Origin of the sequence: Murinocardiopsis flavida (assembly GCF_003014485.1) — a bacterium.
Lineage (GTDB): Bacteria > Actinomycetota > Actinomycetes > Streptosporangiales > Streptosporangiaceae > Murinocardiopsis > Murinocardiopsis flavida.
In genome coordinates this window covers 38,736-63,700 of record NZ_PYGA01000018.1, presented here as the reverse complement: position 1 = coordinate 63,700, position 24,965 = coordinate 38,736, and the positions used below count along the sequence as shown (strand labels likewise).

At 73.2% G+C, this 24,965-nt stretch carries 23 protein-coding genes; 6 read left to right on the top strand and 17 right to left on the bottom strand.

Annotated features, from left to right (window positions below):
- Positions 1-90: 90 nt before the first annotated feature.
- Positions 91-1,014, top strand: a complete 924-nt coding sequence (locus CLV63_RS23250) for an alpha/beta fold hydrolase (protein ID WP_146165635.1) — start codon at positions 91-93, stop codon at positions 1,012-1,014.
- Positions 1,015-1,166: 152 nt separating this feature from the next.
- On the opposite strand, the gene CLV63_RS23245 is transcribed toward CLV63_RS23250, so the two are convergent.
- The 10 genes from CLV63_RS23245 to CLV63_RS23200 form a co-directional block, all read right to left on the bottom strand.
- The gene (locus CLV63_RS23245) at positions 1,167-1,880 is read right to left on the bottom strand and encodes a response regulator (RefSeq protein ID WP_106585315.1); all 714 of its coding nucleotides are present in this window, start codon (positions 1,878-1,880) and stop codon (positions 1,167-1,169) included.
- Complete coding sequence (locus CLV63_RS23240) at positions 1,877-3,091, bottom strand: sensor histidine kinase (protein WP_106585314.1); 1,215 nt, start codon at positions 3,089-3,091, stop codon at positions 1,877-1,879. Before CLV63_RS23240 ends, CLV63_RS23245 begins: the two co-directional genes overlap by 4 nt.
- A gap of 233 nt (positions 3,092-3,324) precedes the next feature.
- Positions 3,325-4,344, bottom strand: a complete 1,020-nt coding sequence (locus tag CLV63_RS23235; RefSeq protein ID WP_106585313.1) for a hypothetical protein — start codon at positions 4,342-4,344, stop codon at positions 3,325-3,327.
- Positions 4,345-4,535: 191 nt separating this feature from the next.
- Complete coding sequence (locus CLV63_RS23230) at positions 4,536-5,687, bottom strand: adenosine deaminase (RefSeq protein WP_106585312.1); 1,152 nt, start codon at positions 5,685-5,687, stop codon at positions 4,536-4,538.
- Between the two features lie 330 nt (positions 5,688-6,017).
- Positions 6,018-6,209 carry a hypothetical protein gene (locus CLV63_RS23225; protein WP_106585311.1) on the bottom strand — a complete coding sequence of 64 codons (192 nt, stop codon included), beginning with the start codon at positions 6,207-6,209 and terminating at the stop codon, positions 6,018-6,020.
- Positions 6,210-6,429: 220 nt separating this feature from the next.
- Positions 6,430-7,452 carry a 4-hydroxythreonine-4-phosphate dehydrogenase PdxA gene (gene pdxA / locus CLV63_RS23220; protein ID WP_211301431.1) on the bottom strand — a complete coding sequence of 341 codons (1,023 nt, stop codon included), beginning with the start codon at positions 7,450-7,452 and terminating at the stop codon, positions 6,430-6,432.
- A 110-nt stretch (positions 7,453-7,562) separates the two neighbouring features.
- Positions 7,563-8,903 carry a four-carbon acid sugar kinase family protein gene (locus CLV63_RS23215; protein ID WP_106585310.1) on the bottom strand — a complete coding sequence of 447 codons (1,341 nt, stop codon included), beginning with the start codon at positions 8,901-8,903 and terminating at the stop codon, positions 7,563-7,565.
- A gap of 49 nt (positions 8,904-8,952) precedes the next feature.
- Positions 8,953-10,350, bottom strand: a complete 1,398-nt coding sequence (locus tag CLV63_RS23210) for a GntP family permease (protein ID WP_106585309.1) — start codon at positions 10,348-10,350, stop codon at positions 8,953-8,955.
- Positions 10,351-10,429: 79 nt separating this feature from the next.
- The gene (locus CLV63_RS23205; protein WP_106585308.1) at positions 10,430-11,200 is read right to left on the bottom strand and encodes a DeoR/GlpR family DNA-binding transcription regulator; all 771 of its coding nucleotides are present in this window, start codon (positions 11,198-11,200) and stop codon (positions 10,430-10,432) included.
- A gap of 282 nt (positions 11,201-11,482) precedes the next feature.
- On the bottom strand, positions 11,483-12,706 hold the full coding sequence (locus CLV63_RS23200; protein ID WP_394339803.1) for an MFS transporter: 1,224 nt from the start codon (positions 12,704-12,706) through the stop codon (positions 11,483-11,485).
- 64 nt (positions 12,707-12,770) lie between these two features.
- On the opposite strand from CLV63_RS23200, the gene CLV63_RS23195 reads away from it, so the two are divergent.
- Positions 12,771-13,718, top strand: a complete 948-nt coding sequence (locus CLV63_RS23195; RefSeq protein WP_106585307.1) for a LysR family transcriptional regulator — start codon at positions 12,771-12,773, stop codon at positions 13,716-13,718.
- 189 nt (positions 13,719-13,907) lie between these two features.
- Here the strand turns inward: CLV63_RS23195 and CLV63_RS23190 are convergent, their stop codons facing one another.
- Both CLV63_RS23190 and CLV63_RS23185 read right to left on the bottom strand, forming a co-directional pair.
- Positions 13,908-14,975 (bottom strand): Gfo/Idh/MocA family oxidoreductase, encoded by a 1,068-nt coding sequence (locus tag CLV63_RS23190; protein WP_106585306.1) that lies wholly within the window; start codon positions 14,973-14,975, stop codon positions 13,908-13,910.
- Positions 14,976-15,192: 217 nt separating this feature from the next.
- The gene (locus CLV63_RS23185; RefSeq protein WP_106585305.1) at positions 15,193-15,885 is read right to left on the bottom strand and encodes a response regulator; all 693 of its coding nucleotides are present in this window, start codon (positions 15,883-15,885) and stop codon (positions 15,193-15,195) included.
- A gap of 237 nt (positions 15,886-16,122) precedes the next feature.
- Between CLV63_RS23185 and CLV63_RS23180 the strand changes: the two genes are divergently transcribed.
- From CLV63_RS23180 to CLV63_RS23170, 3 genes are all read left to right on the top strand, one after another.
- Positions 16,123-17,466, top strand: coding sequence for an ABC transporter substrate-binding protein (locus tag CLV63_RS23180; RefSeq protein WP_106585304.1), 1,344 nt, complete (start codon positions 16,123-16,125; stop codon positions 17,464-17,466).
- A 132-nt stretch (positions 17,467-17,598) separates the two neighbouring features.
- Positions 17,599-18,579 carry a carbohydrate ABC transporter permease gene (locus CLV63_RS23175; RefSeq protein WP_106585303.1) on the top strand — a complete coding sequence of 327 codons (981 nt, stop codon included), beginning with the start codon at positions 17,599-17,601 and terminating at the stop codon, positions 18,577-18,579.
- Positions 18,576-19,535 carry a carbohydrate ABC transporter permease gene (locus CLV63_RS23170; protein ID WP_106585302.1) on the top strand — a complete coding sequence of 320 codons (960 nt, stop codon included), beginning with the start codon at positions 18,576-18,578 and terminating at the stop codon, positions 19,533-19,535. The genes CLV63_RS23175 and CLV63_RS23170 overlap by 4 nt, the downstream gene beginning before the upstream one ends.
- Positions 19,536-19,591: 56 nt before the next feature.
- Here CLV63_RS23170 and CLV63_RS23165 read toward each other — a convergent pair whose 3' ends face one another.
- Together CLV63_RS23165 and CLV63_RS23160 are read right to left on the bottom strand one after the other, a co-directional pair.
- Complete coding sequence (locus CLV63_RS23165) at positions 19,592-20,248, bottom strand: response regulator transcription factor (protein WP_106585301.1); 657 nt, start codon at positions 20,246-20,248, stop codon at positions 19,592-19,594.
- Positions 20,245-21,618 carry a sensor histidine kinase gene (locus CLV63_RS23160; RefSeq protein WP_170134301.1) on the bottom strand — a complete coding sequence of 458 codons (1,374 nt, stop codon included), beginning with the start codon at positions 21,616-21,618 and terminating at the stop codon, positions 20,245-20,247. Before CLV63_RS23160 ends, CLV63_RS23165 begins: the two co-directional genes overlap by 4 nt.
- Positions 21,619-21,802: 184 nt before the next feature.
- Here CLV63_RS23160 and CLV63_RS23155 point away from each other — a divergent pair, with 184 nt between their 5' ends.
- Complete coding sequence (locus CLV63_RS23155) at positions 21,803-22,162, top strand: SHOCT domain-containing protein (RefSeq protein WP_245929000.1); 360 nt, start codon at positions 21,803-21,805, stop codon at positions 22,160-22,162.
- Positions 22,163-22,294: 132 nt separating this feature from the next.
- On the opposite strand, the gene CLV63_RS23150 is transcribed toward CLV63_RS23155, so the two are convergent.
- The 3 genes from CLV63_RS23150 to CLV63_RS23140 all read right to left on the bottom strand — a co-directional run bounded on the left by CLV63_RS23150 (position 22,295) and on the right by CLV63_RS23140 (position 24,916).
- Complete coding sequence (locus tag CLV63_RS23150) at positions 22,295-22,741, bottom strand: nuclear transport factor 2 family protein (RefSeq protein ID WP_106585300.1); 447 nt, start codon at positions 22,739-22,741, stop codon at positions 22,295-22,297.
- A gap of 288 nt (positions 22,742-23,029) precedes the next feature.
- A complete protein-coding gene (locus CLV63_RS23145) occupies positions 23,030-23,941 on the bottom strand; it encodes a hypothetical protein (protein ID WP_146165634.1) in 912 nt (303 codons plus the stop codon).
- A 99-nt stretch (positions 23,942-24,040) separates the two neighbouring features.
- Positions 24,041-24,916: a fructosamine kinase family protein gene (locus CLV63_RS23140; protein ID WP_106585298.1), complete on the bottom strand. Its 876-nt coding sequence runs from the start codon at positions 24,914-24,916 to the stop codon at positions 24,041-24,043.
- Positions 24,917-24,965: the final 49 nt, after the last annotated feature.

The window sequence follows — 24,965 nt, the reverse complement described above, 5'->3', positions numbered from 1 at the left end:
CGACTCCCCCGGCCGACCGCCGCACGCGCTATGACCCGGCTCCCCCGGCTCCCCCGGCCGCCCCTCTCCGCCGCCCCGGGGACCCCGGCCGTGCCCGCCCCGCCGCGCGCCGCCGACCGGGTCCGGACCATCACCACGGCGGACGGGGCCGCCCTGCGGGTCCTCGTCCGGGGCCCCGACGACGCCCCGCTGACCGTGGTCCTGGGCCACGGCTGGACACTCGGGTCCAGCACCTGGGAGCGGCAGACGGCGGCGCTCACCGACCCCGCGCGCCCCGGGCCCGCGGTCCGGGTGGTGCGGTGGGAGCAGCGGGGGCACTGCGGCTCCACCCTGGGGACCCGGCCGCTCGGTATCGACCTGCTCGGCGACGACCTCGCCGCGATCATCGACACCCTCGCCCCCACGGGGCGGCTCGTCCTCGGCGGGCACTCCATGGGCGCGATGACCATCATGGCGCTCGCGGCGGAGCGGCCCGACCTGGTCCGCGACCGCGTCGCGGGCGTCGCGCTGGTCGCGACGGCGGCCGGGCGCCTCGACACCAGCCGCCCCGGGTTCCCGCTGCGGGCCCGCGCGACGGGCACCGCCCAGCGGCTGATCATGGGCGCGCTGGCCCGCCTCCCCCGGGAAGCCGACCGGCTGCGCTCGCTCGCGCCCCCGCGCCTCGGGGCGCACCGGGCCGCCGTGCGGCGGCTGCTCTTCGGCAGGGACGCCGACCCGCTCCGGGTGCGGGAGTGCGCCGAACTGGTGCACGGCTGCCCGGCGGCGGTGGTCGCCGGCTACTACGGGCCGCTGATGCGGCACGACATGACCGCGCGCCTGGCGGCCCTGCGCGACGTCGACACGGTGGTCCTCGGCGGCGGCGCCGACCGCCTCACCCCGGTCCGGTGCGCCCGGGCGCTGGGCCGGGCGCTGCCGGGCGCGGAGGTGCGGATCCTGCCCGGACTGGGCCACATGCTGACGGTGGAGGCGCCGGACGAGGTGAGCGGGGTCCTGCTGCGCATGTGCGCCGCGTGAGAGCGCCGGGAACCCGGCGCGCGGCTCAGTGCCTGTTGAGGGACCGGTCCGGATTCGCCGAGAGGACGTGTTTCGGCGGTCGCTGCTGCGCAGCAGCGACCGCCGAAACACGTCCTGACCGGGACAGGACAGACCGGCACCCCAACAGCGCCTTAGGCGCCCTGCGAGCGCGGCGTGATCAGCCCGGAGTCGTAGGCGAACACGACGAGCTGGGCGCGGTCGCGGGCGTTCAGTTTCACCATGGCCCGGCTGACGTGGGTCTTCGCGGTCGTGTGGCTGATGTGGAGTTGCTCGGCGATCTCCTCGTTCGACATGCCCTTGCCGACCAGCGCCATGACCTCGCGTTCGCGCTCGGTCAGCCGGTCGAGGCCCGGCGCGGCGCCCGTGGGGCCGGGCTGGGCGAGGAACTCGGCGATGAGGCGACGGGTGATGCCGGGCGACAGCAGCGCCTCGCCGCTCGCTGCGACCCGCACCGACCTGATGAGTTCCACCGGCTCGGTGTCCTTGACGAGGAACCCGCACGCGCCGGAGCGCAGCGCGGAGAAGACGTACTCGTCGAGCGCGTAATTGGTGAGGATGACGACGTGGACGCCGGTGAGGGAGCCGTCGGACGCGATGCGCCGGGTCGCCTCGATGCCGTCCATGACCGGCATCTGGATGTCGAGCAGCGCGACGTCGGGACGCAGCCGCCGGGCCAGCTCGACCGCCTCGGCGCCGTCGCCCGCCTCGGCGACCACCTCGATGCCGTCCTCGGAGTTGAGCAGCGCGCGGAACCCCGCGCGGATCAGTGCCTGGTCGTCGGCGATCAGCACCCGAAGTGCGCCGTCGCCGGGTACCGGAGCCGTGCTCGCTGTGGCCTCGCTCATCCCTGGTCCAATCCATCGGGTCGGTGCGGCACGGGTGATTCGGGGTCGACGGGCAGGATCGCGTGGACCGCGTAGCCGGACGGCGAGCGCGGCCCGGCGCGCAGCGTGCCGTCGACCGCCACGACGCGCTCGCGCATGCCCACGAGGCCGTGGCCGTCGCCGCCGGGCGCCGGTGCGGCGGTTCGGGTCGCCGCCGGGGACCCGTCGTCCTCGATGTCGATGACGACGGCCTCGCCGCGGTACCCGACCCGGACGGCCACCCGGGCACCGGGCGCGTGCCGCGCCGCGTTGGTCAGCGCCTCTTGCACCACCCGGTAGGCGGCGCGGTCGACCTCGACGGGCAGTGGGCGCTGCCGCCCCTCGACCACGACCTCGACACGGCTCCCGGTGTCCTCGGCGGCCTTGACCAGTTCGGGGAGTCGGCGCAGGCTCGGCGGCGGGCCGGGCGGCTCGCCGCGGGTGCGCAGCACCCCCAGCGTGGCCCGCAGTTCGCGCAGCGCCTCGTGGCTGGCCGCCTTGATGGTGGTGAGCGCGCGGTAGGTCTCTTCGTCGCGGTGCGGCTGCTTGTCGAGCAGGTGGACGGCCACCCCCGCTTGGACGTTCATCACCGACAGGGTATGGGTGAGGGAGTCGTGCAGTTCACGGGCGATGCGCAGCCGCTCCTCGCCCGCGCGGCGGCGCGCGGTCTCCTCCAGGGCCTGCTCGGCGGCGAGCGCCCGCGCCTGGACCGCGTTCACGAAGGACGTGCGGCGGCGGCTGATCTCGCCGCCCACCGCCGCCGCCACCATCCAGCCGGCGATCCAGGCGGGGCCGTCGGCGATGACCGCGGGGTCGCTGCTCTGCCGCATGCTGACGATCAGGATGGTGACGGGAACCACGACCGAGACCACCGCGCCGAGCACCCGCCGCCCGTAGGCCACGGCGGCGTACAGCGCCCAGACCGGCGCCACCGGGAAGAAGTAGCCGGGGTAGTGCAGAACGGTGTAGGTGAGGACGCACGCGGTGGTGGCGACGAGGGCCGCCCCGGGCCACCGGTGGCGGCCGAGCAGCACCGCGCACGAGGCGATGAGCAGGGCGTAGCCCAGGGGGTCGAGGTCGCGCGGAGCGGACAGGGAGTCGCGCGGCACCAGGGGCGAGAACACCACCAGCACGGCGGCGAGGACCGCCACCAGGACGAGATCGCGGACGAATCTCTTGTTCAGCGTGGACACGTCATTGACGTTACGGGGCGGGGCCGCCGGACCGCGTCGTCTCCCAGGCGGAATCCGCGGGTACCCCCGGGGAAGGACGCCGCGGCCACGGGCGCCACGGCCCTACCCCCGGCGGAGTAGCGGCACGGCGGCCTCGGACGTGAAGGGACGGCGGTCCTTGGGCAGGGCAGGGAAGGACGGCGACCCCGGGTGGAAGGGCGCGGCGACCTGCCGCGTGGCCCTGCACTGCGGGGTCACCCGGATCGGGGCGCGGCGTAAGGGTGCACGGCGCGGACGGGGTCGATGGGCTCGAACCAGGCGGAGTGCGGTACCGCGGGTGTGCCGGAGTCCGCGGACCCGGCTCCGCCGAACCGGGCCAGGGCCTCGCTGTGGGCGGGGTCGAAGGCGTTGGCGGTCAGCGCGGCGAACGCGGTGCCGGGATCGGACAGCAGGTCGTACCTGCCGACCAGCTCAAGGCCGCGCTGGAACATCAGCCGCACCGCGAACGCCTCGGCGAGGCAGGTGGGCGGCTGCCACACGGGTTCGACCAGCCGGTGCGCGCCGCAGCCCGCCACGAGCAGGAGGCGGTGCGCGAAACGGGTGTCGTAGCGCTCGATGGGCGGCGGGAGGTCGCCCAGGATCCACGGGCCGACGATGTCGGCGGCGGTGCCGTCGGTCCACTGCATGGCGCGGATGTCGCTGAGCAGGCCGTCGAGGACGATGGTGGCGCCGGCCAGCAGTGCCCCGGCGAGCAGGGCGCCGCGGTGCGCGCCACGCCCGCCCGCGCCCGCTGCGGACGCGCCGAACATCTCGGGACCGAACGCGCGCAGCCGCGGCGCGAGGTCGAGCAGTGTGCGGCGGATGCGGCCGCGGTCGAGCGGGTCGCCGCCGATGATGTCGAGGCGCAGCGCGGTGAGGGGATCGGCGCCGGTGAGCTTGACGGCGTCGGCGGAGTGGGCCTCGGCGCGGCACACGCCCACGCGCCAGCCCCGGAGCACGGTGTCCTCGCTGAGGAGCCGACGGAGCGCCAGGCGCAGTCCGGTCTCGGCGTGGGCTGCGCCGGGGGCGCGGGCGACGACCCGGGCGGCGACCCCGCCGGCATGGCCGACGCAGCGGATGTCGCACACGTGGACGCTCTTGCCCTCGGGGGCGTCGATGCGCGCGATCGTGTGCAGCGACCGGAGGACGCACTGGGCGGCGCCGAGCGTGCGGAGGCGGTCGAGCGGGACCTCCCCGGCAGGGGCGTCGATCTGGATCTGAACGGCGAACCGCATGGCCTGCTCCCGTCTGTGCGAGTCAAGGGCTCAGATGGTAGGCGGTCGGCCGCCACCCGCGCCGAATCCGTCCACAGGCACGCGCTGACCTGCGGCGGATCAGCACGGAAGCGCGGCGCCCCCAGGCGCGACGATCTCGGGCGCGACGGCCCCAGCCGCAACGCCTTAAACCGCGGCGGCCCCGGGCGCGGTCACCAGGAGTCCTCCTTGCGGAAGAAGGACGCGCCCACGGAGGCGGCGTGCTCGGTGGCGTAGGCCGGCTTGATCACCCGGTTGATGAGCGCCAGGCGTTCGTCGTGCCCTATGAACGCCGACTTCATGGCGTTCACCGTGAACCAGCGCAGGTCGGCGAGGGTGTACCCGAACATCTGCGACAGCGCCTCGAACTCCTCCGTGAGGGTGGTGCCGCCGATGAGCCGGTTGTCGGTGTTCACCGTGACGCGGAAGCGGAGCCTGCGCAGCAGGTCGACCGGGTGGTCGGCGAGCGAGGGCACCGCGCCGATGGACACGTTCGCCGTGGGGCACAGCTCCAGCGGGACGCGCCGGTCGCGCACGTAGGAGGCCAGCGTGCCCAGCTTGGTGTCGGAGCCGTCGGCGGCGGAGCCGGGGACGATGTCGTCGACGATGCGCACACCATTGCCGAGGCGGTCGGCGCCGCACCACTGGATGGCCTCCCAGATGGACGACAGGCCGAACCCCTCGCCCGCGTGCAGGGTGAGGTTGAAGTTCTCGCGCTTGATGTACTCGCAGGCCGAGATGTGCCGGGTCGGGGGGTACCCGGCCTCGGGCCCGGCGATGTCGAAGCCGACCACGCCGCGGCCGCGGTTGCGCACGGCGAGGTCGGCGATCTCCATGGAGTCGGCGGCCTGCCGCATGGCGGTGAGCAGCAGCCGGACGTCGATCGTGCGGCCCATCTGCCTGGCGCGCGCCGCGCCGACCCGCAGCCCTTCGAGGACGGCGTCGACCGCCTGGGCACGGGTGAGGCCGCCGCCGGTGTGCTGCTCGGGTGCGAACTTGACCTCGGCGTAGACGACGCCGTCGGCCGCGAGGTCCTGGGCGCACTCCACGGCTGCGCGGGTGAGTGCCGGCGCGGTCTGGAGCAGGGCGAGCACGGGCGCGAACCGGGCGAGCAAGGTCTCGTGCGTGGTGGGGGCGCCGCCGCCGGAGCGCAGTGGGCCGGCGAACCACGCGGCGAGGCGCTCGGGGTCGGCGGCCGGAAGTTCGGCGCCAGGGGTTTCGGCGGCGAGTTCGAGCAGTGTCGACGGGCGGAGCCCGCCGTCGAGGTGGTCGTGCAGCAGCACCTTCGGGAGCCTGCGGATGGTGTCGCGCGTGATGCGGCTCATGGGCGTCCCCAATCTCTCGGCGGTCGTCGTTGCCGCCGGAACGTCGTCGTTGTAATTGCCCGGATTCTAGCCCAGACGCCCCACACATGCAGGTAGCGCACGCCGCACGACGCCGGACCGGGCCCGCACCGCCCGCCGCTGGGGCCTTCCCGCACCGCCGCCGATCGTCCGGAACGCCCGCACCGCACCCCCGGGGTTCCCTCCGTGCCAGACTCCGGGTCCCGCAGTCCCGCAGTCCCGGACTCCGGGGCCCGCCGTCCCCGCACACCCGTGTCCAGCGGCCACCACGCACCCGGGCCCGCCGCCGCAGTAAGGCGGCGGGCCGGGATGTCAGGACCGCCGACTGCGCAGCCCCCAGACGATCAGCGCCACGCCGCCGATGGCGACGATAGGTCCGACCACGGCCCACAGGGTCACGCCCGACATCACGCTTCCGGGCAGCACACCGATGCCCTGCAAGCCCCAGGTCGCCCCCATGAGCACCAGTAGCACGCCGATGATCAGCAGGATCCAGACCTTCATTTGCTCCGCCTCCTCGCTCGGCCCCGGTGGGCCGAACCGCCGGGACCCCAGCCTCCCTTGCCGGACCGGGATCCGCCAGTGGTTCGGAGCCGACCCCGCCCCGGATCGGTCGCGGTTTCGCGGCGGCGCTCTCTCCGCGCGGCGAGCGCGGTAAGGGAGTGCGGAGCACCCAGCAGCACGAACACCACCGCGGACAGTGGACGGCTGCCGGGGTGGTCGGTCAGGTGGCGTATTCGGCGCGGATGCGGTCGGCGAACTTCGCGAACTCGGCGCCGTGCAGGAACGCCGACCGCATGGTGCCGGGGTCGGCGACGCCCTGCCCCGCGATGTCGAACGCCGTTCCGTGGTCGACGGAGGTGCGCAGGATCGGCAGCCCCACGGTCACCGAGATGGTCCCGTCGAAGTCGAAGGTCTTCGCCGCGATGTGGCCCTGGTCGTGGTATTGGGAGACCACGCCGTCGTAGCGGTCGGAGAGCAGGTGGTGGAAGACCGAGTCGGCCGGGATCGGCCCGCTGACGTCGGCGCCCTTGGCGCGCGCCCGCTCCACCGCCGGGGTGATGTGCACGATCTCCTCGTCGCCGAACGCCCCGTTCTCTCCCCCGTGCGGGTTCACCGCGGCGACGGCGAGGCGCGGTGCGTCGCGGCCGAACACGCGCAGCGCGGTGAGGGCCTCCTCGATGGCGCCGGTCTGCTGCTCCTCGCTGATCTGGTCGAGCGCCTTGCGCAGTGACAGGTGCCGCGTCGCGAAGAAGATGCTCTTGCCGCGGACGACGAACATGGTGTTCTGCCGCGTGGTGCCGGTGAGGGCGCCGAGCATCTCGGTGTGGCCGAGGTGCTCGCTCCCCGAGGCCCAGATCGCCTCCTTGTTGATGGGGCCGGTGACGATCCCGGCGACGGCGCCGTCCATGGCGGCCTTCGTCGCCACCTCGATGGCGCGCACCGCGGCGCGGCCCGCGCGCGCGTCGACCTCGCCCCACGGCAGTTCGGCCGCCCCGAGCACGCCGACGTCGTAGCAGTCGATGACGCCGTCCTGCTCGGGCGGCAGGTCGAAGGAGTCGACGACGCGGATCCGGACGTCGAGCCCGCAGACGGCGACCGCGCGCTCCAGGGCCGCGGGGTCGGCCACCACCACGCCGCGCGCCGGAGCGGCGGTGCCCGCCTCGGCGAGCGTGCGCACGGTGATCTCCGGGCCGATGCCGACCGGGTCGCCCACGGTCACGGCCAGGGTCGGGCGTTCGTTCATGGTGTCCAAAGCTCCCTCATACGTGCTGGTGTGGGACTGGTGTGGGACTGGTGTGGCTGCGGGCGCCGCCCGGTGGGCGGGCCCGGCCCGCGCCCGGTCGGCCGGGCGTCTCACAGGGGCATGACCTGTTCGGTGACTTCGGCGCGCACCTGGCGGAGGCGCGCCTGCGCCGCTCGGCGCAGCTTGCCGAAGCATTCGGCGAGGGCGGAGTCGTCGCCGACCATCCCGCCCTTGGTGACGACGGGGACCCCGTCGAGGAGGCCGCCGCTGAGGATGCCGTGCACGGCGAGCGGGATGACCTCGCCGCCCACCTCGAACGCCTGCACCCCCAGTGTGTCGAGCACCGCCGAGGTGACGTCGCCGCCGCTGGTGTAGAGCCCGGTCGGGAGCGCGTGCGCGCCGAGGTCGCGTTCGATCCCGCGCAGCACCCCCTCGACCAGCTCGGCGATCTGGCGCGGCAGCGCACGCCGGTCCCGTATCGGCAGCTCCACGACGTCGGCGGCCGACCCCGCGGTGCGCAACACCACCAGTTGGGGGAAGCGGGACGCCTCCAGCGCCTCGGCGAGCCGCAGGGCGACCTCGGACCGGTGCCCGGGGTCGGCGCCGAACCGGGCGGCGTCGACGTCGACGAACCGCACCGGGCCCGTGCGGGCCACCGCGTCGAGTTGCCGCCGCGTCAGTTCGGTCGCGCTGCCGACGACGCCCAGCAGCGGGCCGCGGGTCCCGGCCCGGCCGCGGAGCCGCAGTTCGTCGGCCAGCAGCGCGCCGGCCGGGCCGGGGTCGACCGACACCCACACGGTGCCGTCGCGGCGGTGCGCCTCGGCGGCGGCCGCGGCGATGTCGGCGAGGTGCTGCTCGGTGAACGCGTCGCAGACGAGGACGGGTTCGCCGCCTGCCAGCAGGTCGGCGGTGAGCATCGCGTGGGTGATCTGCCGGATGGGCACGTGCCGCACCGGCAGCGCGCTCTGCTGGGCGATGATCTCGGCGACGTCGCTGGTGTGCATGGGGCTCAGCGGGTCGACGGCCAACTCGGTCCGCTCCAGCGGGACGCCGTCGAGGAGTTGCAGTCCGTCGACCGTCACCCGCCCCGAGGCGGGGAACGCCGGGACGAACAGGGCGCGGACCGGGGTCGTGTGCGGCACCCGGTCGCGCACCGCGCGCCAGGCGGCCTCCAGTTCGGCGCCGATGTTGCCGCGCAGGGTGGTGTCGGTGCGCTTGACCACGAGCCCCACCGGCCAGACCGCCTCGATGACGTCGGTCACCAGGTCGGCGGCCTGGTCGGGCGGCAGGTGGCGGCTGTCGAGGTTGGCGATGACGACGTCGTAGTCGGTCATGGCGTCGGCGACGTGTTCGGGCGCGACCGTGCCCACGCGCATCCCGGAGCGCGCGAACCGCGCACCGGTGGCGTTCGCCCCGGTCAGGTCGTCGGCGACGACCAGTACTTCGGCCATGTCGGCACTCCCTTCAGCGCGCTCGTCCAGTGGTGTCCAGTGTCGTCCATCAGCCCAGGATCAGCGCCGCGATGGCGAGCAGGGGCAGCGTCGCGAGCCACAGGACCGTGGTCATCCCGCTCCACATCTTCATCGCCGGGATGCCGGAGAGTCCGGTGAACCGGGTCACGACCCAGAAGTAGCTGTCGTTGAAGTAGGAGAACACGATCGAGCCGGCGCAGGCCGACAGGACCGCGAGTGTGGGGCTCACACCGGCCGCCTCGACGATGGGCGCGCTCAGGGTCGCGGAGGTGATGATGGCGACGGTCCCCGAGCCCTGGGCGACGCGGACGAAGCTGGCGATGAGGAACGGCATGAGGAACATCGGCACCGGCCAGCCGGACACGGCCTCGGCGAGGGCGTCGCCGACACCGGAGCCGCGCAGGACCTCGCCGAACGCGCCGCCCGCCCCGGTGATGAAGACGATCATCCCCGCCGACGCCGCGGCGGCGGTGAGCCAGCCGACCACGGTCGCGCGCTTGGTGCCGCGCGGCGGCAGCAGGTAGACGGCCACCACGAGGCCGATGAGCAGTGCGACGGCGGGTTCGCCGACGACGGCGAAGATCGAGTGGACCCGCGACCCCTCGGCCACCGCCGCGCTGACGGTGTTGCCGATGATCAGCACCAGCGGCAGCAGCAGCGGGATGCTCGCGCGCAGCGGGTTGATGCCGGGGTCGGCCGGTTCGTCGGCGATGTCGCGGCCGCGCACCGTGATGCCCGTGCCGCCGCTGCGCGGCTCGCCGTGCGCCTCGGCGCCGCTCTCGCCCACCGCGACCAGCGACGGGTCGAGCTCGCGCTCCAGCTTCGGACCGATGTAGCGGGCGTAGGCGACCACCACGGGCAGCAGCAGGACGGAGAACACGATCCCGGCGAGGACCACGCTGCCCATGTCGGCGTTGAGCAGGCCGACGGCGGCGAGGGGCCCGGGGGTCGGGGGTACCATGTGGTGGGTGACCGACAGGCCGCCGGCCAGGGCGAGGCTGACCACGACGAGCGGCTTGCCGTACTTGCGGGCGAGCGACTTGGCGAGCGGGTGCAGGATGACGAACCCGGAGTCGCAGAACACGGGGATCGACACGACGGCGCCAGTGGCGGTCATGGCGACGTCCTCGCGGCCCTTGCCCATCATCCGGACGAACATCTTGGCGAGCGCGTCGGCGCCGCCGCTCTCCTCCAGTACCTTGCCGATCATCACGCCGAGCGCGATGACGATGCCGATCCCCGCGAGGGTGCTGCCGAACCCGTCGGTGATCATGGTGAGCAGCTCGGCCGGCGGGACCCCGGCGATCATGCCGGTGACCATCGCCCCGGCGAGCAGGCCGATGAACGCGTCCAACCGGGACCAGAGGATCACGGCGACGACGGCGGCGACGCCGAGCAGCAGCGCGCCTATCAGGTGCAATTCCATCGGGTACGGCCTTTCGGGGAACTGTGCGGCGGATCGGCCCGTGCCGCCGGGGCGGCGGCCCTGCGCAAACGAGCAGGGGTTACGGGGAGGTGCGGGGCGGGAGGACGACGGACTCGCACTGGGGGTCCGCGTCGAGCGCCGCGCGTGCGTCGTCGCTGATCGCGCTGTCGGTGACCAGCGTGTAGGGGCCGGGGATCAGGGCCCAGTGGTGGAACGGGGCCGCGCCGACCTTGGCGGAGTCGGTGACCAGGACGGTCCGCCGGGCGCTGCGCATCAGCAGCTCCTTGAGGCCGCCGATCTCGGGGTTCGGGCAGTTCAGCCCGCGCCCCGGATCCAGCCCGTCGACCCCGACGAACACGATGTCGGCCGTGACCCGTTCGAGGACGGCGCGGGCGTGGTCGCCGACGAGGGAGCCGCGCCGGCGGCGGAGGCGGCCGCCGACCACGGTCAGGTCGACCCCCTCGGCGTGCTGGAGCGCGATCATCGGGCCCATGCCGTTGGTGATGACGGCGAGCCCGCTGCGCTCCGCCAGCCGCTCGGCGATGAACGTGGTGGTGCTCCCGGCGTCGAGGATGACGACGTGGTCGTCGTCCACGAGCCCGGCGGCGTGGTCGGCGATGGCGCGCTTGGCAGGGGCGTTGCGCCGCTGCTTGTCGGTCCAGGACAGCTCGGCGGCACCGGCCGGGACCGGCACCGCGCCCCCGTGGGTGCGCACCACCCGGCCCGCCTGCTCGAGCTCGGTGAGCGCGCGCCGCACGGTCGACGGGCTGATCTCCAGGAGGACCGCGAGGTCCTCGACCCGTTGCACGCCGTCGACCACGGCGTCGAACAGGCGCTCATACCGTGCCATGGCCACTTCCGCCTAGATTGAGCAGTTCAACGCGCCCATAATGACTGAAATGAGCAGTTAACGCAACAGTAATCCCAGATGAACGCCATCAGTGCGCGAAATGCGCACGGGGCGTGGGGATGCGAGATGCCCGAGGATGCCGGGTGCGCAGGGATGCCGGGTGCGCGGGAATCCGGGCGGTGCTCGGAGGCCGGGCGGTGCGCGCAGCGGGGGCGCGGATGCGCGCGGATGCGCGGCGTGACGAGGGCACAGCGAGGCGGGGCGCGGGGCGACGGGCGGCGCTCAACGGCGCGAGCGCAGCCCCAGGCCCGCCAGCGCCGCCGCGGCGCACAGCGATGCGACATAGGCGACGACCCCGTGCCAGCCGAACCGGTCGTAGCACAGCCCGCCGATCCAGCCGAACACGCTGGACCCCAGGTAGTACGCCAGCGTGTACAGCGCCGCCGCCTGCGCGCGCACACCGGGCGCCGCGCGGCGGCCGACCCACGCCGACGAGGTGGTGTGCGCGGCGAAGAAGAAGAACGTGAACAGCAGCAGGCCGACGGCGACCGCCCACAGCGAGCCCGCCAGCAGGACGGCCGCGCACAGCGCCATCGCCGCGACCGCGCCCAGCAGCACGGCGTGGCGGCCCACCCGCTCGATGACCCTGCCGGTCAGCGAGGAGCTGAGCGTGCCCGCCAGGTAGGCGAGGAACAGCAGCGCGACGACCGTCTGCGACAGGTCGAACGGCGGCCCGAGGACGCGGAATCCCAGGTAGTTGTACACCGTCACGAAGGCACCCATGAGCAGCAGCGCCTGAGCGTACAGAGCGAGCAGCCCCGTGTCGGAGAGCGCGGCCCCCACTCGGCGCGCGAGCCCCGGGCCGGCGGTGGTGCGGCGCCGGAATCCGTGCGCCTGCGGGATGGCGACGACGAACACGGCCAGCGCGGCCAGGCCGAGCAGGCCGTCGGCGCCGACACCCCAGCGCCAGCCCGCGACGTCGGCGACCGCCCCTGCGAGCAGCCGCCCGCTCATCCCGCCGATAGTGTTGCCCGCGATGTGGAACCCCGCCGCGCGGCCCAGGTCCGCCGGGTGGATCTCCTCGGCGAGGTAGGCCATCGCCACAGCGGGCAGTCCGCCCAGCGCCGCGCCCTGCACGGCGCGGATCAGCAGCAGCAGCCACAGCTCCGGCGCGAACGGGGCAGCGAGGCCCAGCAGCGTCGACACCACCAGGGACGCCGTCATGATCCGGGCCCGCCCGAAGCGGTCCGCCAGCCCGCTCCACACCACGACGAACGCCGCCAGCCCGCCGGTCCCGAAGGAGACCGTGAGGGCGGTCTGCGCCGCCGAGGCGTCGAAGGTCAGCGCGAGCGAGGGGAGCAGCGCCTGCACCGAGTACAACTGGGCGAACGTCGAGATGCCCGCCGCCGTCATAGCGATCACGACGCGGCGGTACGCCGCGTCGCCCGCCCGGTGGCCGCGCCACTCCCCGGCCGCCGAGGGCGCACTCGATCCGCTCATCACCATGACCGTAGGAAACGCGCTTTCATGCGTCCAATACATGAGTTCGCACAGACGCATACTGTTCTGTATGACCTCAGCTCAGAGTCATGACGACGGGCCGTTCACGGGGCGCGATCCGGGCGGCATCCTCGCACCGCGGCTCCGCGTGTTCGAGGCTGTCGCGCGCACCGAGCACATCACCCGCGCAGCGGAGGAACTGGGACTCCCGCAGCCCACCGTCAGCAGGGCGCTGGCGCGGATCCAGCGCGAACTGGGCCTGGCGCTCATCGAGCGCACCGGCCGCGGCGTCCGGCTGACCCGGGCGGGCAGGACCCTGCTCCCCTACGTCCGCCGCGCCCTCAAGGAGCTGGCCGCCGGCGGCGCCCAGCTCACCGACCCCGACACGGGCACGGTGACGCTGGCGTTCCTGCCGACGCTCGGCGCCGAGGTGGTCCCGTCCCTCATCCGCGCGTTCCGCGCCGACCACCCGCAGGTCCGCTTCAGCCTGCGGCAGGAGGTCTGGGGTTCGGCGGTGCGCAGCCTCCGCGAAGGCGGCGTCGACCTCGCGCTCACCTCGCCGGTGCCGACCGAGCGCGGACTGTCGGTGCGGGTACTGCACACGCAGCCGCTCGTGCTCGTTGTCCCGGCCGGGCACCCGCTGGCGCGCGCCGAAGAGACGCCGATCTCCGCTGTGGGCACCGACCAGCTCATCGCGCTGAACCGGGGCCGCGGCATCCGGCACCTGACCGACGGCCTCTTCCACCGGGCCGGGCTGGAGCCCAGGATCGCCTTCGAGACCGACGAGGTGGGCACCGTGCGCGGCCTCGTCGCCGCGGGACTGGGGGTCGCCGTGCTCGCCGCCCGGCCCCACTCCCCCCTCCCGGGAACGGTCGAGCTGCGCATCACCGATCCGGGCGCCGAGCGCTCCATCGGTGTCGTGTGGCACCCGTACGAGGGCGAGCCGGCGACCGTCGCGTCGTTCCGCGCCTTCGTCCTCGCCGAGGGCGAACGCCTCGTCGCCGGCGGCCTCGCATGAACCGCGCCAACGGACCTGCACGCCTCCGCACCGACGCAGACCACCCGGCATGACCTCCGGCTTCGACGACCGCCGGAGAACCGGGTCCGCAGCAGCGACGGCCGAAGCACATCCTCTGAGTCGACTGCCGGACCGGTGCCCTGGGCAATCGTTGGGCCGCCTGCGGGACCGGCACTCCGGCCGGTTCCCTCAGTCGAGGGGGACCACTGCGCCCTCGCGTACGCTGCGCAGCGCCGCCTCGATCACCGCGATGCCGTGCACGACCTCGTGCAGGTTGACGGGCAGCGGGTCGCCCTCGCCGACCGCCTCCCTGACCGCGGCGTAGAACGCCGGGTAGTCGCCGCGCTCGGAATGCACCCGGTGCAGGTCGCCGTCCGTTCCCGCGAGGCCCCACCGCTCCTCCGGTTCGACGCCCCAGTCGTCGCCGCCCGGCCGCTCCCCTGCCCCCAGGCGGGCCTCCTGGGAGTCGAGGCCGTGGACGGTGTAGGCGCCCTTGTCGCCGAGCGCCCGAAAGCGCGGCCCGAGCTGCGCGGCGAGCGCGCTCATCCACAGGTGCGAGCGGACACCGCCGCGGTGGCGCAGGGCGAGGAACGCGTCGTCGTCCGCGCCGCCCCGGAGCGCGTCGACCTCGGCGTAGACGCTCGCGACCGGCCCGAACAGGTTCACGGCCTGGTCGATGAGGTGCGGACCGAGGTCGTAGAGGATCCCGCCGCCCTCGTCGGCGCCGCCCTGCTCCCGCCAGGTGTCCTTGGCGTGCGGCCGCCACCGCTCGAACCGCGACTCGAACCGGTGCACGCGCCCCAGCGCGCCGTCGTCGATGAGCCGCCACACGGTGAGGAAGTCGGAGTCCCACCGGCGGTTCTGGAACACGGTGAGGACCTGGCCGAGGCTGTCCGCGAGGTCGGCCAGCTCCGCCGCGTCGGCCGAGGTGACGGCGAACGGCTTGTCCACCACGACCGCCAGGCCCGCCTTCAGCGCGGTGCGCGCCAGCGGCGCGTGCGTGCTGTTGGGGGTGGTGATGACGGCGATCTCGAACTCGCCCGAGCGGCGCCACAGCTCACCGGTGTCGGCGATGACCTCGGTGCCGGGATAGCGCGCCCGCACGGCGGCGGCCCGCCCGGGGTCCCCGGTGACCACGGCGGACAGCCGCAGGCCCGGGGTGGCGTCGATCAGCGGGGCGTGGAAGACCTCGCCGCCCTTGCCGTAGCCGAGGAGGACGACGTGCAGTTCGGGACCTGATCCCGCGCCAGGAGTCATGGCCCCATTATCCAAGCCGCGGGCGCCGCCCCGGAGCGGCCGGGGTCCGCGGCGCGCCGGGCCCGCGGGCGCCGCCGTCCGCGCCGCACCGGACCCGCGGTGGTCGGCGGCCCTGGCGCGCCGGGCGCAGTGGCGTCCGGTGTCCGCGGGGCACCGGGGCCGCCGTCGCCGTCGCCGTCGTCGCAGCAGCGGTCGGACGCGGCGCGCCGGTGCGCCGTCATTCGGGTCCGAAGAGGTGGTTGCGCACGGCGAACAGCGCCGCCTCCATGCGGCTGTGCAGCCGGAGCTTCTCCAGGATGCTGCGAACGTGGTTCTTCACGGTGTTGTCGGAGATGCCCAGCCGCCCGGCGATCCCCCGGTTGCTCAGCCCGCGCGCCACCAGGCGCAGCACCTCGTTCTCGCGCGGTGTCAACTCGGTCCCGGCGTCCTGCGCGCCGGCGCCGCCGCCCGCGGCGGCCAGCTCCGCGAACTCGGCGATGAGCTTGGTCGCCATGGACGGGTCGATGAACGACTGCCCGCGCACCACCGAGCGGACCGAATCGGCCAGCGCCTCCACCGCGACCGTCTTGAGCAGGTAGCCGCTCGCCCCCGCTTTCAGCGCGGCGAACAGGTCCGCCTCCTCGTCGCTGATGGTGAGCATGAGGACCTTGGTCCGCGGCGCCGCCCGGATCACCTCGGCGCACGCCTCGATGCCGTCGACACCGGGCATGCGCACGTCCATGAGGACGACGTCGGGGGCGAGGGCCGCGACCATCCGCACGGCGTGGCCGCCGTCGGCGGCCTGCCCGACGATCTCGATGCCGGGCTCGCCCGCCAGCACCGACGCGAGGCCGCGCCGCAATATGGCGTGGTCGTCGGCGAGCACCACCCGGATCGCGGCCTCCGCAGCGTCCGGAGCCGGCCCATTCACTCCGGGGCCCCTCCCTGCCGTCGGTACCGGTGGCTCCGGCACTCCTGCACAACGTAGAGGGGCCGGGGATGCGGCGGGCGCGAATCGCCGGATCGTCGCGGCAGTCCGGCCTGCGTCGAAACACAACCGTTATACGCGAGATCGCCCGCCGCTGTGGACATCGGGCCGCAAAGGCACTTGCATCAGTCGTCAGAGCCTGGTCTATACCAGCCGACCGGGCCCGCTGGAGGTTTGCACATGCCAATGACTCCGCGCCGCCGCGTCCTGCTCGCGGCGACAATCCCCCTGGTCCTCGTGTCGACCGGCTGCTCATACCTGTCGGGCGGCGGCAGCGCCGCCGACCCCGGCTCCGCCGACTGCAAGGCGTTCTCCGACTGGCAGGGGCACGACGGCAAAACCGTGGAGATCTACGCCTCCATCCGCGACGAGGAGGGCGAGCGGATGCAGGAGGCGTGGCAGAAGTTCTCCGACTGCACCGGGATCACCATCAAGTACGAGGGCAGCGCCGAGTTCGAGGCGCAGATCCAGGTGCGGGTCGACGGCGGCAACGCCCCCGACATCGCGTTCTTCCCCCAACCCGGCCTTCTGGAGCGGTTCGCCGCCGCGGGCGACGCGAAGCCGCTGCCCGACACGGTGCGCAAGCGCGCCGAGGACGGCTACCCGAAGGACTGGCTGTCCTACGCCACCCACGACGGCGAGATGTACGGGACGCCCCTCGGCGCGAACGTGAAGAGCCTCGTCTGGTACTCACCCAAGCTCTTCGCCGAGGAGGGCTACGAGGTCCCGAAGACCTGGGACGCGCTCATCAAGCTCAGCGACAGCATGGCGGACACCGACGTCAAGCCGTGGTGCGCCGGCATCGAGTCGGGCGAGGCCACCGGGTGGCCGGCCACCGACTGGGTGGAGAACGTGATGCTGCGCGAGAACGGCCCCGAGGTCTACGACCAGTGGGTGGCGCACGAGATCCCGTTCGACGACCCCAAGGTGGAGAAGGCGCTCGACCGGGTCGACGGGATCTGGCGCAACCCCGACTATGTCAACGCGGGCTTCGGCGACGTCAAGAGCATCGTCACCACCTCGTCGCAGGACGCGGGGCTGCCCGTCGCCGAGCAGAAGTGCGGCATGCACCTGATGGGCACGTTCTACGCGGCCAACTGGTCGGAGGACACCGAGATCGCCGAGGACGGCGACGTGTTCGCGTTCAACCTGCCGCCCATCGACGAGTCGGTCGGCACCCCGGTGCTGGGCGGCGGCGAGTTCACCGCGGCGTTCGCCGAGCGGCCCGAGGTCGTCGCCGTCCAGGAGTACCTGGCGACCGTCGACTACGCCGACCGGCGCGCCCAGGCCGGTTCCTGGTTCTCCGCGCACCAGGACCTCGACCTGAAAGCGCTGAAGAACCCCAACGACCGGCTCGCGGCGGAACTGCTGCGCGACCCCGACACCGTGTTCCGCTGGGACGGCGCCGACATCATGCCGGCGGCCGTGGGATCGGGGACCTTCTGGAAGGGCATGACGAACTGGCTCAACGGCGACGATACCGGCGAGGTGCTGACGTACGTCGAGAAGTCCTGGCCCGAGTAGCCGATACGGGGCGGGCGCACGGTCGGCGACCGCGCGCCCGCCCCGGGCCGGGGCCGTGTGCGACACCGCCGCCCCGGCCGCCCATTGCCACGCTCGACCGCGCGCCGCCGGCGCACGACTCCTGAGGAACCCATGGGTTTCGACATTCTGCTGGAACTCCCCAAGCTGCTCTGGCTGGTCATCGGCATCGCGGCGTTCATGGCCGTCATCGGTGTGCTGCTGGTGCTGGTCGACCGGGGGCCCAAGACGCGCCGCGACCACTGGCAGGCGCTGTGCTTCCTCGGCCCGGCGGCGCTGCTCCTCCTGGTGGGGCTCGTCTACCCGGTGATCCGCACGACCTTCCTGTCGTTCATGAACGGCCCCAGCACCGCGTGGGTGGGGTTCGACAACTACGTCTGGATGTTCACCCAGCCCGAGATCCTGGTGGTCCTCGGCAACACCCTGCTGTGGGTGCTGCTCGCGCCGCTGCTGGCGACGGGGATCGGGCTGACCTACGCGGTCCTGGTCGACCGCGCGCGCTACGAGTCCTTCGCGAAGTCGCTGATCTTCCTGCCGATGGCGATCTCCTTCGTCGGCGCCGGGATCATCTGGAAGTTCGTCTACGCCTACCGGCAGGCCGAGACCGACCAGATCGGGCTGCTCAACCAGGCCGTGGTGTGGGCCGGCGGCGAACCCCGGCAGTGGCTGCTCGAAGGCCCCCTGAACACCCTGCTGCTGATCGTGGTCCTGGTGTGGATCCAGGCCGGGTTCGCCATGGTGGTGCAGTCGGCCGCCATCAAGGCGATCCCCGCCGAACTCGTGGAGGCCGCGCGCATCGACGGGGTCAACGGGTGGCAGCTCTTCTGGCACATCACCCTGCCGAGCATCTGGCCGACGGTGATGGTCGTGCTCATCACCATCTCCGTGCAGACCCTGAAGGTGTTCGACATCGTGCGCACCATGACGGGCGGCAACTTCGACACCTCCGTCATGGCGAACGAGATGTACAACCAGGCGTTCCGCTACAACGAGTACGGCAAGGGGTCCGCGCTGGCCGTGTTCCTGTTCGTGCTCGTGGTGCCGCTCGTCGCGGTGCAGATCCGGAACAACCGACGCAGCAGGGAGACCCAGTGAGCAGCCCGGACCCGCGCCCGCCCGCGACGGCGGCGACCCGGCCCCGCGGCACCGCCGTCGGGCGGGTCGGCGCGCGCCTGTCGACCCGTGCCGCCTCGGCCGTCGCCGTGGTGATCGCCGTGCTGTGGACAGTGCCGACCGCCGGCCTGCTGATCTCGTCGTTCCGCCCGGAGCAGCAGATCAAGACCACGGGCTGGTGGACGTTCTTCACGTCGCCCGAGACGACCCTGCGCAACTACCAGGAGGTGCTGTTCGGCCGCCCGTCGTCCGGGCAGCTCGCCAGCTATTTCATCAACTCGTTCAGCATCGCCGTGCCGACCATGGTGTTCGTGGTGACCCTCGCCGCGCTCGCCGCCTACGCGCTCGCGTGGATGGACTTCCCCGGCCGCGACTGGATCTTCGTCGGGATCTTCGCCCTCCAGGTCGTGCCGTTGCAGATGGCGCTCGTCCCGCTGCTGACCCTGTTCTCGCAGGGGCTGGTGGTCGGCGGGGTGCAGGTGCTCCCGGCGTGGGACCTCCAGGGCGCGTTCCAGTTCACCCAGGTGTGGATCCCGCACACCATCTTCGGCCTGCCGCTGGGGATCTTCCTGATGCACAACTTCATCTCGCAGCTCCCCCGCAGCCTCATCGACGCCGCCCGGGTCGACGGCGCCGGGCACGGCCAGATCTTCCGGTCCATCGTGCTTCCGCTGACCGTGCCCGCGCTGGTGTCGCTGTCGATCTTCCAGTTCCTGTGGGTGTGGAACGACCTGCTGGTGGCGCTGATCTTCGCCGGCGGCAGCGTCGAGGTCGCCCCGCTGACCGCGAGGCTCGCCGAGATGGCGGGCACCCGCGGCAACGAGTGGCAGCGCCTCACCGCGGGCGCGTTCGTGTCGATGGTGGTGCCGCTGATCGTGTTCTTCTCGTTGCAGCGCTACTTCGTCCGCGGCCTGCTCGCGGGGAGCATGAAGGGCTAGAGAGGACCGGGCGGGTGCGGGCGGGCGCGGGCAGGCGCGGGCAGGCGCGGGCGCGCTCAGTCGACCAGCCCGGCCTGGTAGGCGATGACGACGAGCTGGGCGCGATCGCGCGCGTGCAGCTTCACCATCGCCCGGCTGACATGGGTGCGGGCGGTCGCCGGGCTGACCACCAGCCGCTCGGCGATCTCGTCGTTGGTGAGGCCCTCGCCGACCAGCGCGAGGACCTCGCGTTCGCGGTCGGTGAGCCGGGCCAGCTCCGGCCGCGGGCGCCGGACCTGGCCCGGCCGGGCCGTGAACGACGCGATGACCCTGCGGGTCACCGACGGCGACAGCAGCGACCCGCCGTCGGCGGCGAGCCGCACCGCGCGCAGCAGGTCGTCGGGGTGGCTGTCCTTGATGAGGAACCCGGCGGCGCCGGCGCGCAACGCGTCGAAGACGTACTCGTCCAGCTCGAAGGTGGTGAGGACGACGACCCGCACCGCCGCCAGCGCCTCGTCGGCGGCGATCTCGCGCAGGGCGGCGATGCCGTTCAGGACGGGCATCCGCACGTCCATCAGCACGACATCGGGTTTGCGGGCGCGCACCAGGTCGACCGCCTGGCGGCCGTCGGCCGCCTCGCCCGCCAATTCCAGGTCGTCCTCGGCCTCGATGAGGACCCGCAGGCCCATGCGGACCAGCGCCTGGTCGTCGGCTATCGCCACCCGGATCGTCACTGCGTCTCCTCAGCCTCCCCGCTGGTCGGCGGGGTGTCCGGTGGCCGGCTCACCGAGTCGTCGGGCCGCCCGCGCCCCCACCACGCGGTGGTGGTGGCCCGTTCGTGCGCCGGGAGCGGGAGCTCGGCGCGGACGCGGAACCCGTGGTCGGGTCGCGGCCCCGCGTAGAGCGTGCCGCCGACGGCTCGGGCGCGCTCGCGCATGCCCAGGATCCCATTACCCTCGCGCGGCGCGCCACCCTGCAACGGCGCGCCGTCGTCGGTGATCTCCACGACGAGGCGGTCGTCGCCGTGCACGATCCGGACGTCGGCGGTTGCGCCGGGGGCGTGCCGGGTGACGTTGGTCAGCGCCTCCTGGATGATGCGGTACGCGGCGTGGTCCACCGCAGCGGGCAGCTCGCGCTCGGCAAGGGAGTCCGGGCCGCCCGACGGGCGGTGCGGTGCGCCCTCGGTGCGGACGGTGGCCTGCCTGCCCGCCGAGCCCAGCGCGGACACCAGGTCGTCCAGCCGGTCCAGGCCGGGGAGCGGGGCGTCGCGGTCCTCGGGCCCGGGGTCGCGGAACACCGCGAGCGTGCCGCGCAGCTCCTCCAGCGCGTCCTTGCTGGTGCGCCTGATCGCCTCAAGGGAGGTCTCGACCTGGTCGGGGCGCTTGTGCAGGACGTGCAGCGCGACACCGGCCTGCATGGTGATGACCGAGAGGCTGTGGCCGACGACGTCGTGCACCTCCCTGGCGATGCGCAGGCGCTCCTCGAACGCGTAGCTTTGCAGCTCCTGTTCCCGTTCGCGGCGCGCCGCCTCGGCGCGGGTGCGCCGCACCGCACCGAACGCCGCGGGCGCCAGTGTGAAGGCGAGGCTGAAGGCGAACCCGCTGTAGGTCTGGGAGGCGAACGCCCCCAGATAGGGCTGGTCGGCCGATGCGGCGACGAGCATCGGGGCGAGCAGCACCGCCCAGGTCGCCCACGTGCGCAGGGGCACGACCGCCGACAGGGCGAGCAGCGCCAGCGCCGGGCCGACCAGGACGGGCCCGAGCGTGCCGCCGAACAGGAGGTAGCCCGCCGTGCCGATGACGGCGGCCGCGAACGCCGAACGCGGCCACAGCCTGCGCACGACGATGGCCACCACCAACAGCAGCACGAAGACGTAGACGGGCCAGGGCAGCTCCCACGGCGACGGGCCGCCCTGGCCGGCGGCGCCGGGGTCGGCCCACGGCGGGCCGTCGGGCTGATCGGGCGAATCGGCCGGTGCGGGCCCCCACTTCGTCGGGGACGCGTGCACGGCGGCCGCCACCAGCGAGATGAAACCGATGAGCAGCGCCAAGGGGATGTTGAACAGCACCGACCGGAAGCCGCCGCGTGCACGCGCACCGGGCACCGCTCTCACCCCCTCCCATAGCCGAGGACGGCCCACCGCGCGACCCCGATTGGTCGACCATAGCCCTGACGATCGGCGGGAGGCGTCCGCCGAAACGCGTAGCGCCACTACCGCGCCCCGCGTAGCCGAAGATCAGCGCCCGCGGTGACGACGTGCGTAGGGGTGAGCGGCGACGCTGTTGTCCATGGGCACCGCACTGAACACATCGCTCGCCGTCGTCATGGCGGCGCCACCCGAGTGGGGCGGCCGGCACGGCCCTCCCTGGGGTGCCGGCCCGCCTCCGTTCCAACCTGTCATGGGAGTCCTCATGTGCCTGATCCTGCTGCTGCTCCTCGGAACAGCCTTCTTCCTGATCCGCAAGGGCATGGGCAAGGGCCGCCCGCCGTGGGTGACCGGTCCCGAAGCGCCGGAGACGGTCGCCAAGCGGGTGCTGTCCGAGCGCTTCGCCAAGGGCGACATCACGACCGAGGAGTTCATGGAGCGCGCCAGCGTGCTCAACTGGACGCCGGGGTCGGACGGTCCCGCCAACGGCAAGAAGCGGTAGCCCCCGCGGGCACCGCACCCGGGGCACGGCGCACGCGCCGTGCCCCGGCACGCGCGTTCTGCGGCGATCATGCGGAATCGGGTCTCTCCACCGAGCGTGGAGTTGCGGTTTCTCGGAGTCCGCCCGATGGGCCTACTCCCGATTCTCCGCCGCGAACGCCTGGGCGACGGCGAGGCTGTCCTCGTAGACATGGTGCCGGGTGACGAGGCCGTCCTCGACAGTGAGGTGCAGAGCGAACCGCGCGTGATACGCACGTCCTGTGGACCGGGCGGTCTGCCGGATCACGCCGAGCACGACCGCGTGGTCTCCGTCGACGAGGACGCGTTCGACCTCGGTCGCCACATCCTCCGGCACGTGGTGGTCGGCGAGTTCGCGATAGTGCGCGGCCGCGTCGGCCCGGGTGGAGCGGTGCCGGATCCACGGTGTGGCGGCGCGTCCGTGCTCGGCCTCGGGCCAGTCGAGCTTCCAGTCGCCCTGCTCGGCATACAGTTCGGCTATGCGCTCGGGGTCGCCCTCGCCGATCCGGCGCAGCAGCTCCTCGACCACCGTGCGCGTTTTCGCTGGTGCGGCTATGGACATGATCGACCTTTCCGTTCTGGCCCGGGTCCTCCGTCGCGGGGGCCCGCCAACCCTTCCAGGGCAGGCGCTCCGCGGCGATTACCCCCGGGGTAATGGGCGCCGGGACCGACCGAGGACGCGGTCCCGGCACGGCGCGCGCCGTGCCCCGGCACGCGCGTTCTGCGGCGATCATGCGGAATCGAGTCTCTCCACCGAGCGTGGAGTTGCGGTTTCCGCCGAAAATCCCCCGCAGTCGAAGGACCCGCTCTCCGCAGGGTCGGTGCAAAGAGCGGCGTACTTCTAGTCCTTCTAGTCCTTCAGTTCGTGGTCGACGTCGCGGAGGGTGCCGGCGATCTTGGCGACCTGCTTGCCGCTCAGCGCGCCCTTCACCCCGGTGTGCACGTCGATGATCAGGATCCGGCTGCCCTTGCCGTCGGGGACCGCCACGGTGTGGACCTGCGCGGTGGCGGGGTCGCAGCCCTTCTCCTCGATCTTCACCTTGACGTCGACGACCGTGTGGTGGCCCTTGAGCCCGTTCGCCTTGAACGACTTCACCGAACGGGTGCTCACGACGGGTTTGCCGGTCTTGGTGGTGTAGGCGGCGAGGGCCCAGTCCTGGCCGACGCCCTCGCCCATCGTCTTGGTGTCGTCGGAGTCGGTGATGCCGCGGGTGCCCAACTCGGCGAGCGAGCGGTGCTTGCACTTGTACCCGTCGCGGTACCCGGCGGTGCCGCTCATGCTGGTGACCTCGCCGGTTTCGTCGTCCTCCCAGCCGCGCATGGCGCCCGGTGAGCCGACGACCCAGCCCGTGTCCTTGGGGACCTCGTAGATCAGGCCGTACTTGGTGGACCGGACCTGCTGCCAGCCGTCCTCGACCAGCGCCTCCTCGGGCGACTCCGACGGCTCCGGCTCGGTGGTCTCGGGTGCGGGGGTGGCGGTCTGGGCTGGCGACGCCGGCGACGGCGGGACGGCCTGCACGGACTCCTTGCGCAGCGTGACCACCACCACCGCGACCGCGATGATGAGCACGGCGATGAGCACGATGGCGAGGACCGCCACCATGATCGGGCTGATGCCCCCGGGCGGGCGGCCCTGGCCGGACGGCGGGTACGGGCCGCCGCCATAGCCGGGCGGCTGCCCCCCGTAACCGGGCGGGTTCGCCCCATAGCCCCCGGGGGGACCCCACTGACCGTCCTGCTGGTTTCCTCCAGGCCAACTCACGGGCCCGACTTTAGAGCACGCCTCCCACCGCTGCGAAGGGGCGACCGGCGCGCGCGGATCCGCCACCGCGACGGACGTGCACGGTGCGTGTCCGTGTGGTCACTGAGGGCCGTGCAGTGCGGTGCGGGCCGCCTCCATCGCCGTGGTGCGGTAGGCCGCCCCGAACAAGCAGACGTGCACGAGAAGCGGGTGGAGCTGGTGCAAGGCGATGCGGGTGCGCCAGCCGGACGCCAGCGGCGCCGCGTGGTTGTAGGCGTCGCGCACCCTGTCCAGATGTGGCAAGCCGAACAGGGAGAGCATGGCGAGGTCGGCCTCGCGGTGGCCGCCGTGCGCGGCGGGGTCGACGATGGTGGCGCCGCCCTCGTGCCAGAGCACGTTGCCGTTCCACAGGTCGCCGTGGATGCGCGCGGGCGGTTCGGGCGTGCCGGCGAGCACCTCGACGGCGTCCATGACCTTCTCCACGATCCGGCAGTCGGCCGGGGTGAGGGCGCCGCGGTCGGCGGCGCGGCGGAGGTAGGGCTCCAGGCGCTGCTCGGCGTAGAACCGCGGCCAGGACGCCGACTGGGTGTTGTCGAGCGGCAGCGGCCCGATGTAGCCGTTCCAGCTCGCGCCGAACGCGTCGGCTCCGGCGGTGTGCATGGCGGCGAGCTGGTGGCCGAGCTGCTCGGCCGCCTCCGGGCCGGGTTCGGTCTGCTCGATCCAGGAGGTGACTAGCGTGTGGGAGTCCCAGCCCACGACCTCGGGCACCGGCGAGCCGAAGGACCGCCCGAGCCAGTCGAGCCCGAGCGCCTCGGCGCGGAACGGGCCGGCGGACCCGAACTCGGCGCTCTCGCGCGCGAGCGCCTTGACGAACAAGGAGGTCCCCCCTTCGACCTCGACCCGGTACAGCTCCCAGGCGTGGCTGGTGCCCAGGGGGAACTCAGCGGTGACCTCGCGGCCGCTCAGCTCGGCGACTCGACTGGCGACGGGCTCCACGCTGGCGCTCCTCCTCGGGGGGTTGCGGGACGGGGGCGGTGCGGCGGGG

Coding starts and splice junctions, on each gene's coding strand:
- CLV63_RS23245 (WP_106585315.1), bottom strand. CDS start 1,880: ATGAGCGAGGCCACAGCGAGCACGGCTCCGGTACCCGGCGACGGCGCA.
- CLV63_RS23235 (WP_106585313.1), bottom strand. CDS start 4,344: ATGCGGTTCGCCGTTCAGATCCAGATCGACGCCCCTGCCGGGGAGGTC.
- CLV63_RS23230 (WP_106585312.1), bottom strand. CDS start 5,687: ATGAGCCGCATCACGCGCGACACCATCCGCAGGCTCCCGAAGGTGCTG.
- CLV63_RS23225 (WP_106585311.1), bottom strand. CDS start 6,209: ATGAAGGTCTGGATCCTGCTGATCATCGGCGTGCTACTGGTGCTCATG.
- pdxA (WP_211301431.1), bottom strand. CDS start 7,452: ATGAACGAACGCCCGACCCTGGCCGTGACCGTGGGCGACCCGGTCGGC.
- CLV63_RS23215 (WP_106585310.1), bottom strand. CDS start 8,903: ATGGCCGAAGTACTGGTCGTCGCCGACGACCTGACCGGGGCGAACGCC.
- CLV63_RS23210 (WP_106585309.1), bottom strand. CDS start 10,350: ATGGAATTGCACCTGATAGGCGCGCTGCTGCTCGGCGTCGCCGCCGTC.
- CLV63_RS23205 (WP_106585308.1), bottom strand. CDS start 11,200: ATGGCACGGTATGAGCGCCTGTTCGACGCCGTGGTCGACGGCGTGCAA.
- CLV63_RS23200 (WP_394339803.1), bottom strand. CDS start 12,706: ATGGTGATGAGCGGATCGAGTGCGCCCTCGGCGGCCGGGGAGTGGCGC.
- CLV63_RS23195 (WP_106585307.1), top strand. CDS start 12,771: ATGACCTCAGCTCAGAGTCATGACGACGGGCCGTTCACGGGGCGCGAT.
- CLV63_RS23190 (WP_106585306.1), bottom strand. CDS start 14,975: ATGACTCCTGGCGCGGGATCAGGTCCCGAACTGCACGTCGTCCTCCTC.
- CLV63_RS23180 (WP_106585304.1), top strand. CDS start 16,123: ATGCCAATGACTCCGCGCCGCCGCGTCCTGCTCGCGGCGACAATCCCC.
- CLV63_RS23175 (WP_106585303.1), top strand. CDS start 17,599: ATGGGTTTCGACATTCTGCTGGAACTCCCCAAGCTGCTCTGGCTGGTC.
- CLV63_RS23155 (WP_245929000.1), top strand. CDS start 21,803: ATGGGCACCGCACTGAACACATCGCTCGCCGTCGTCATGGCGGCGCCA.
- CLV63_RS23150 (WP_106585300.1), bottom strand. CDS start 22,741: ATGTCCATAGCCGCACCAGCGAAAACGCGCACGGTGGTCGAGGAGCTG.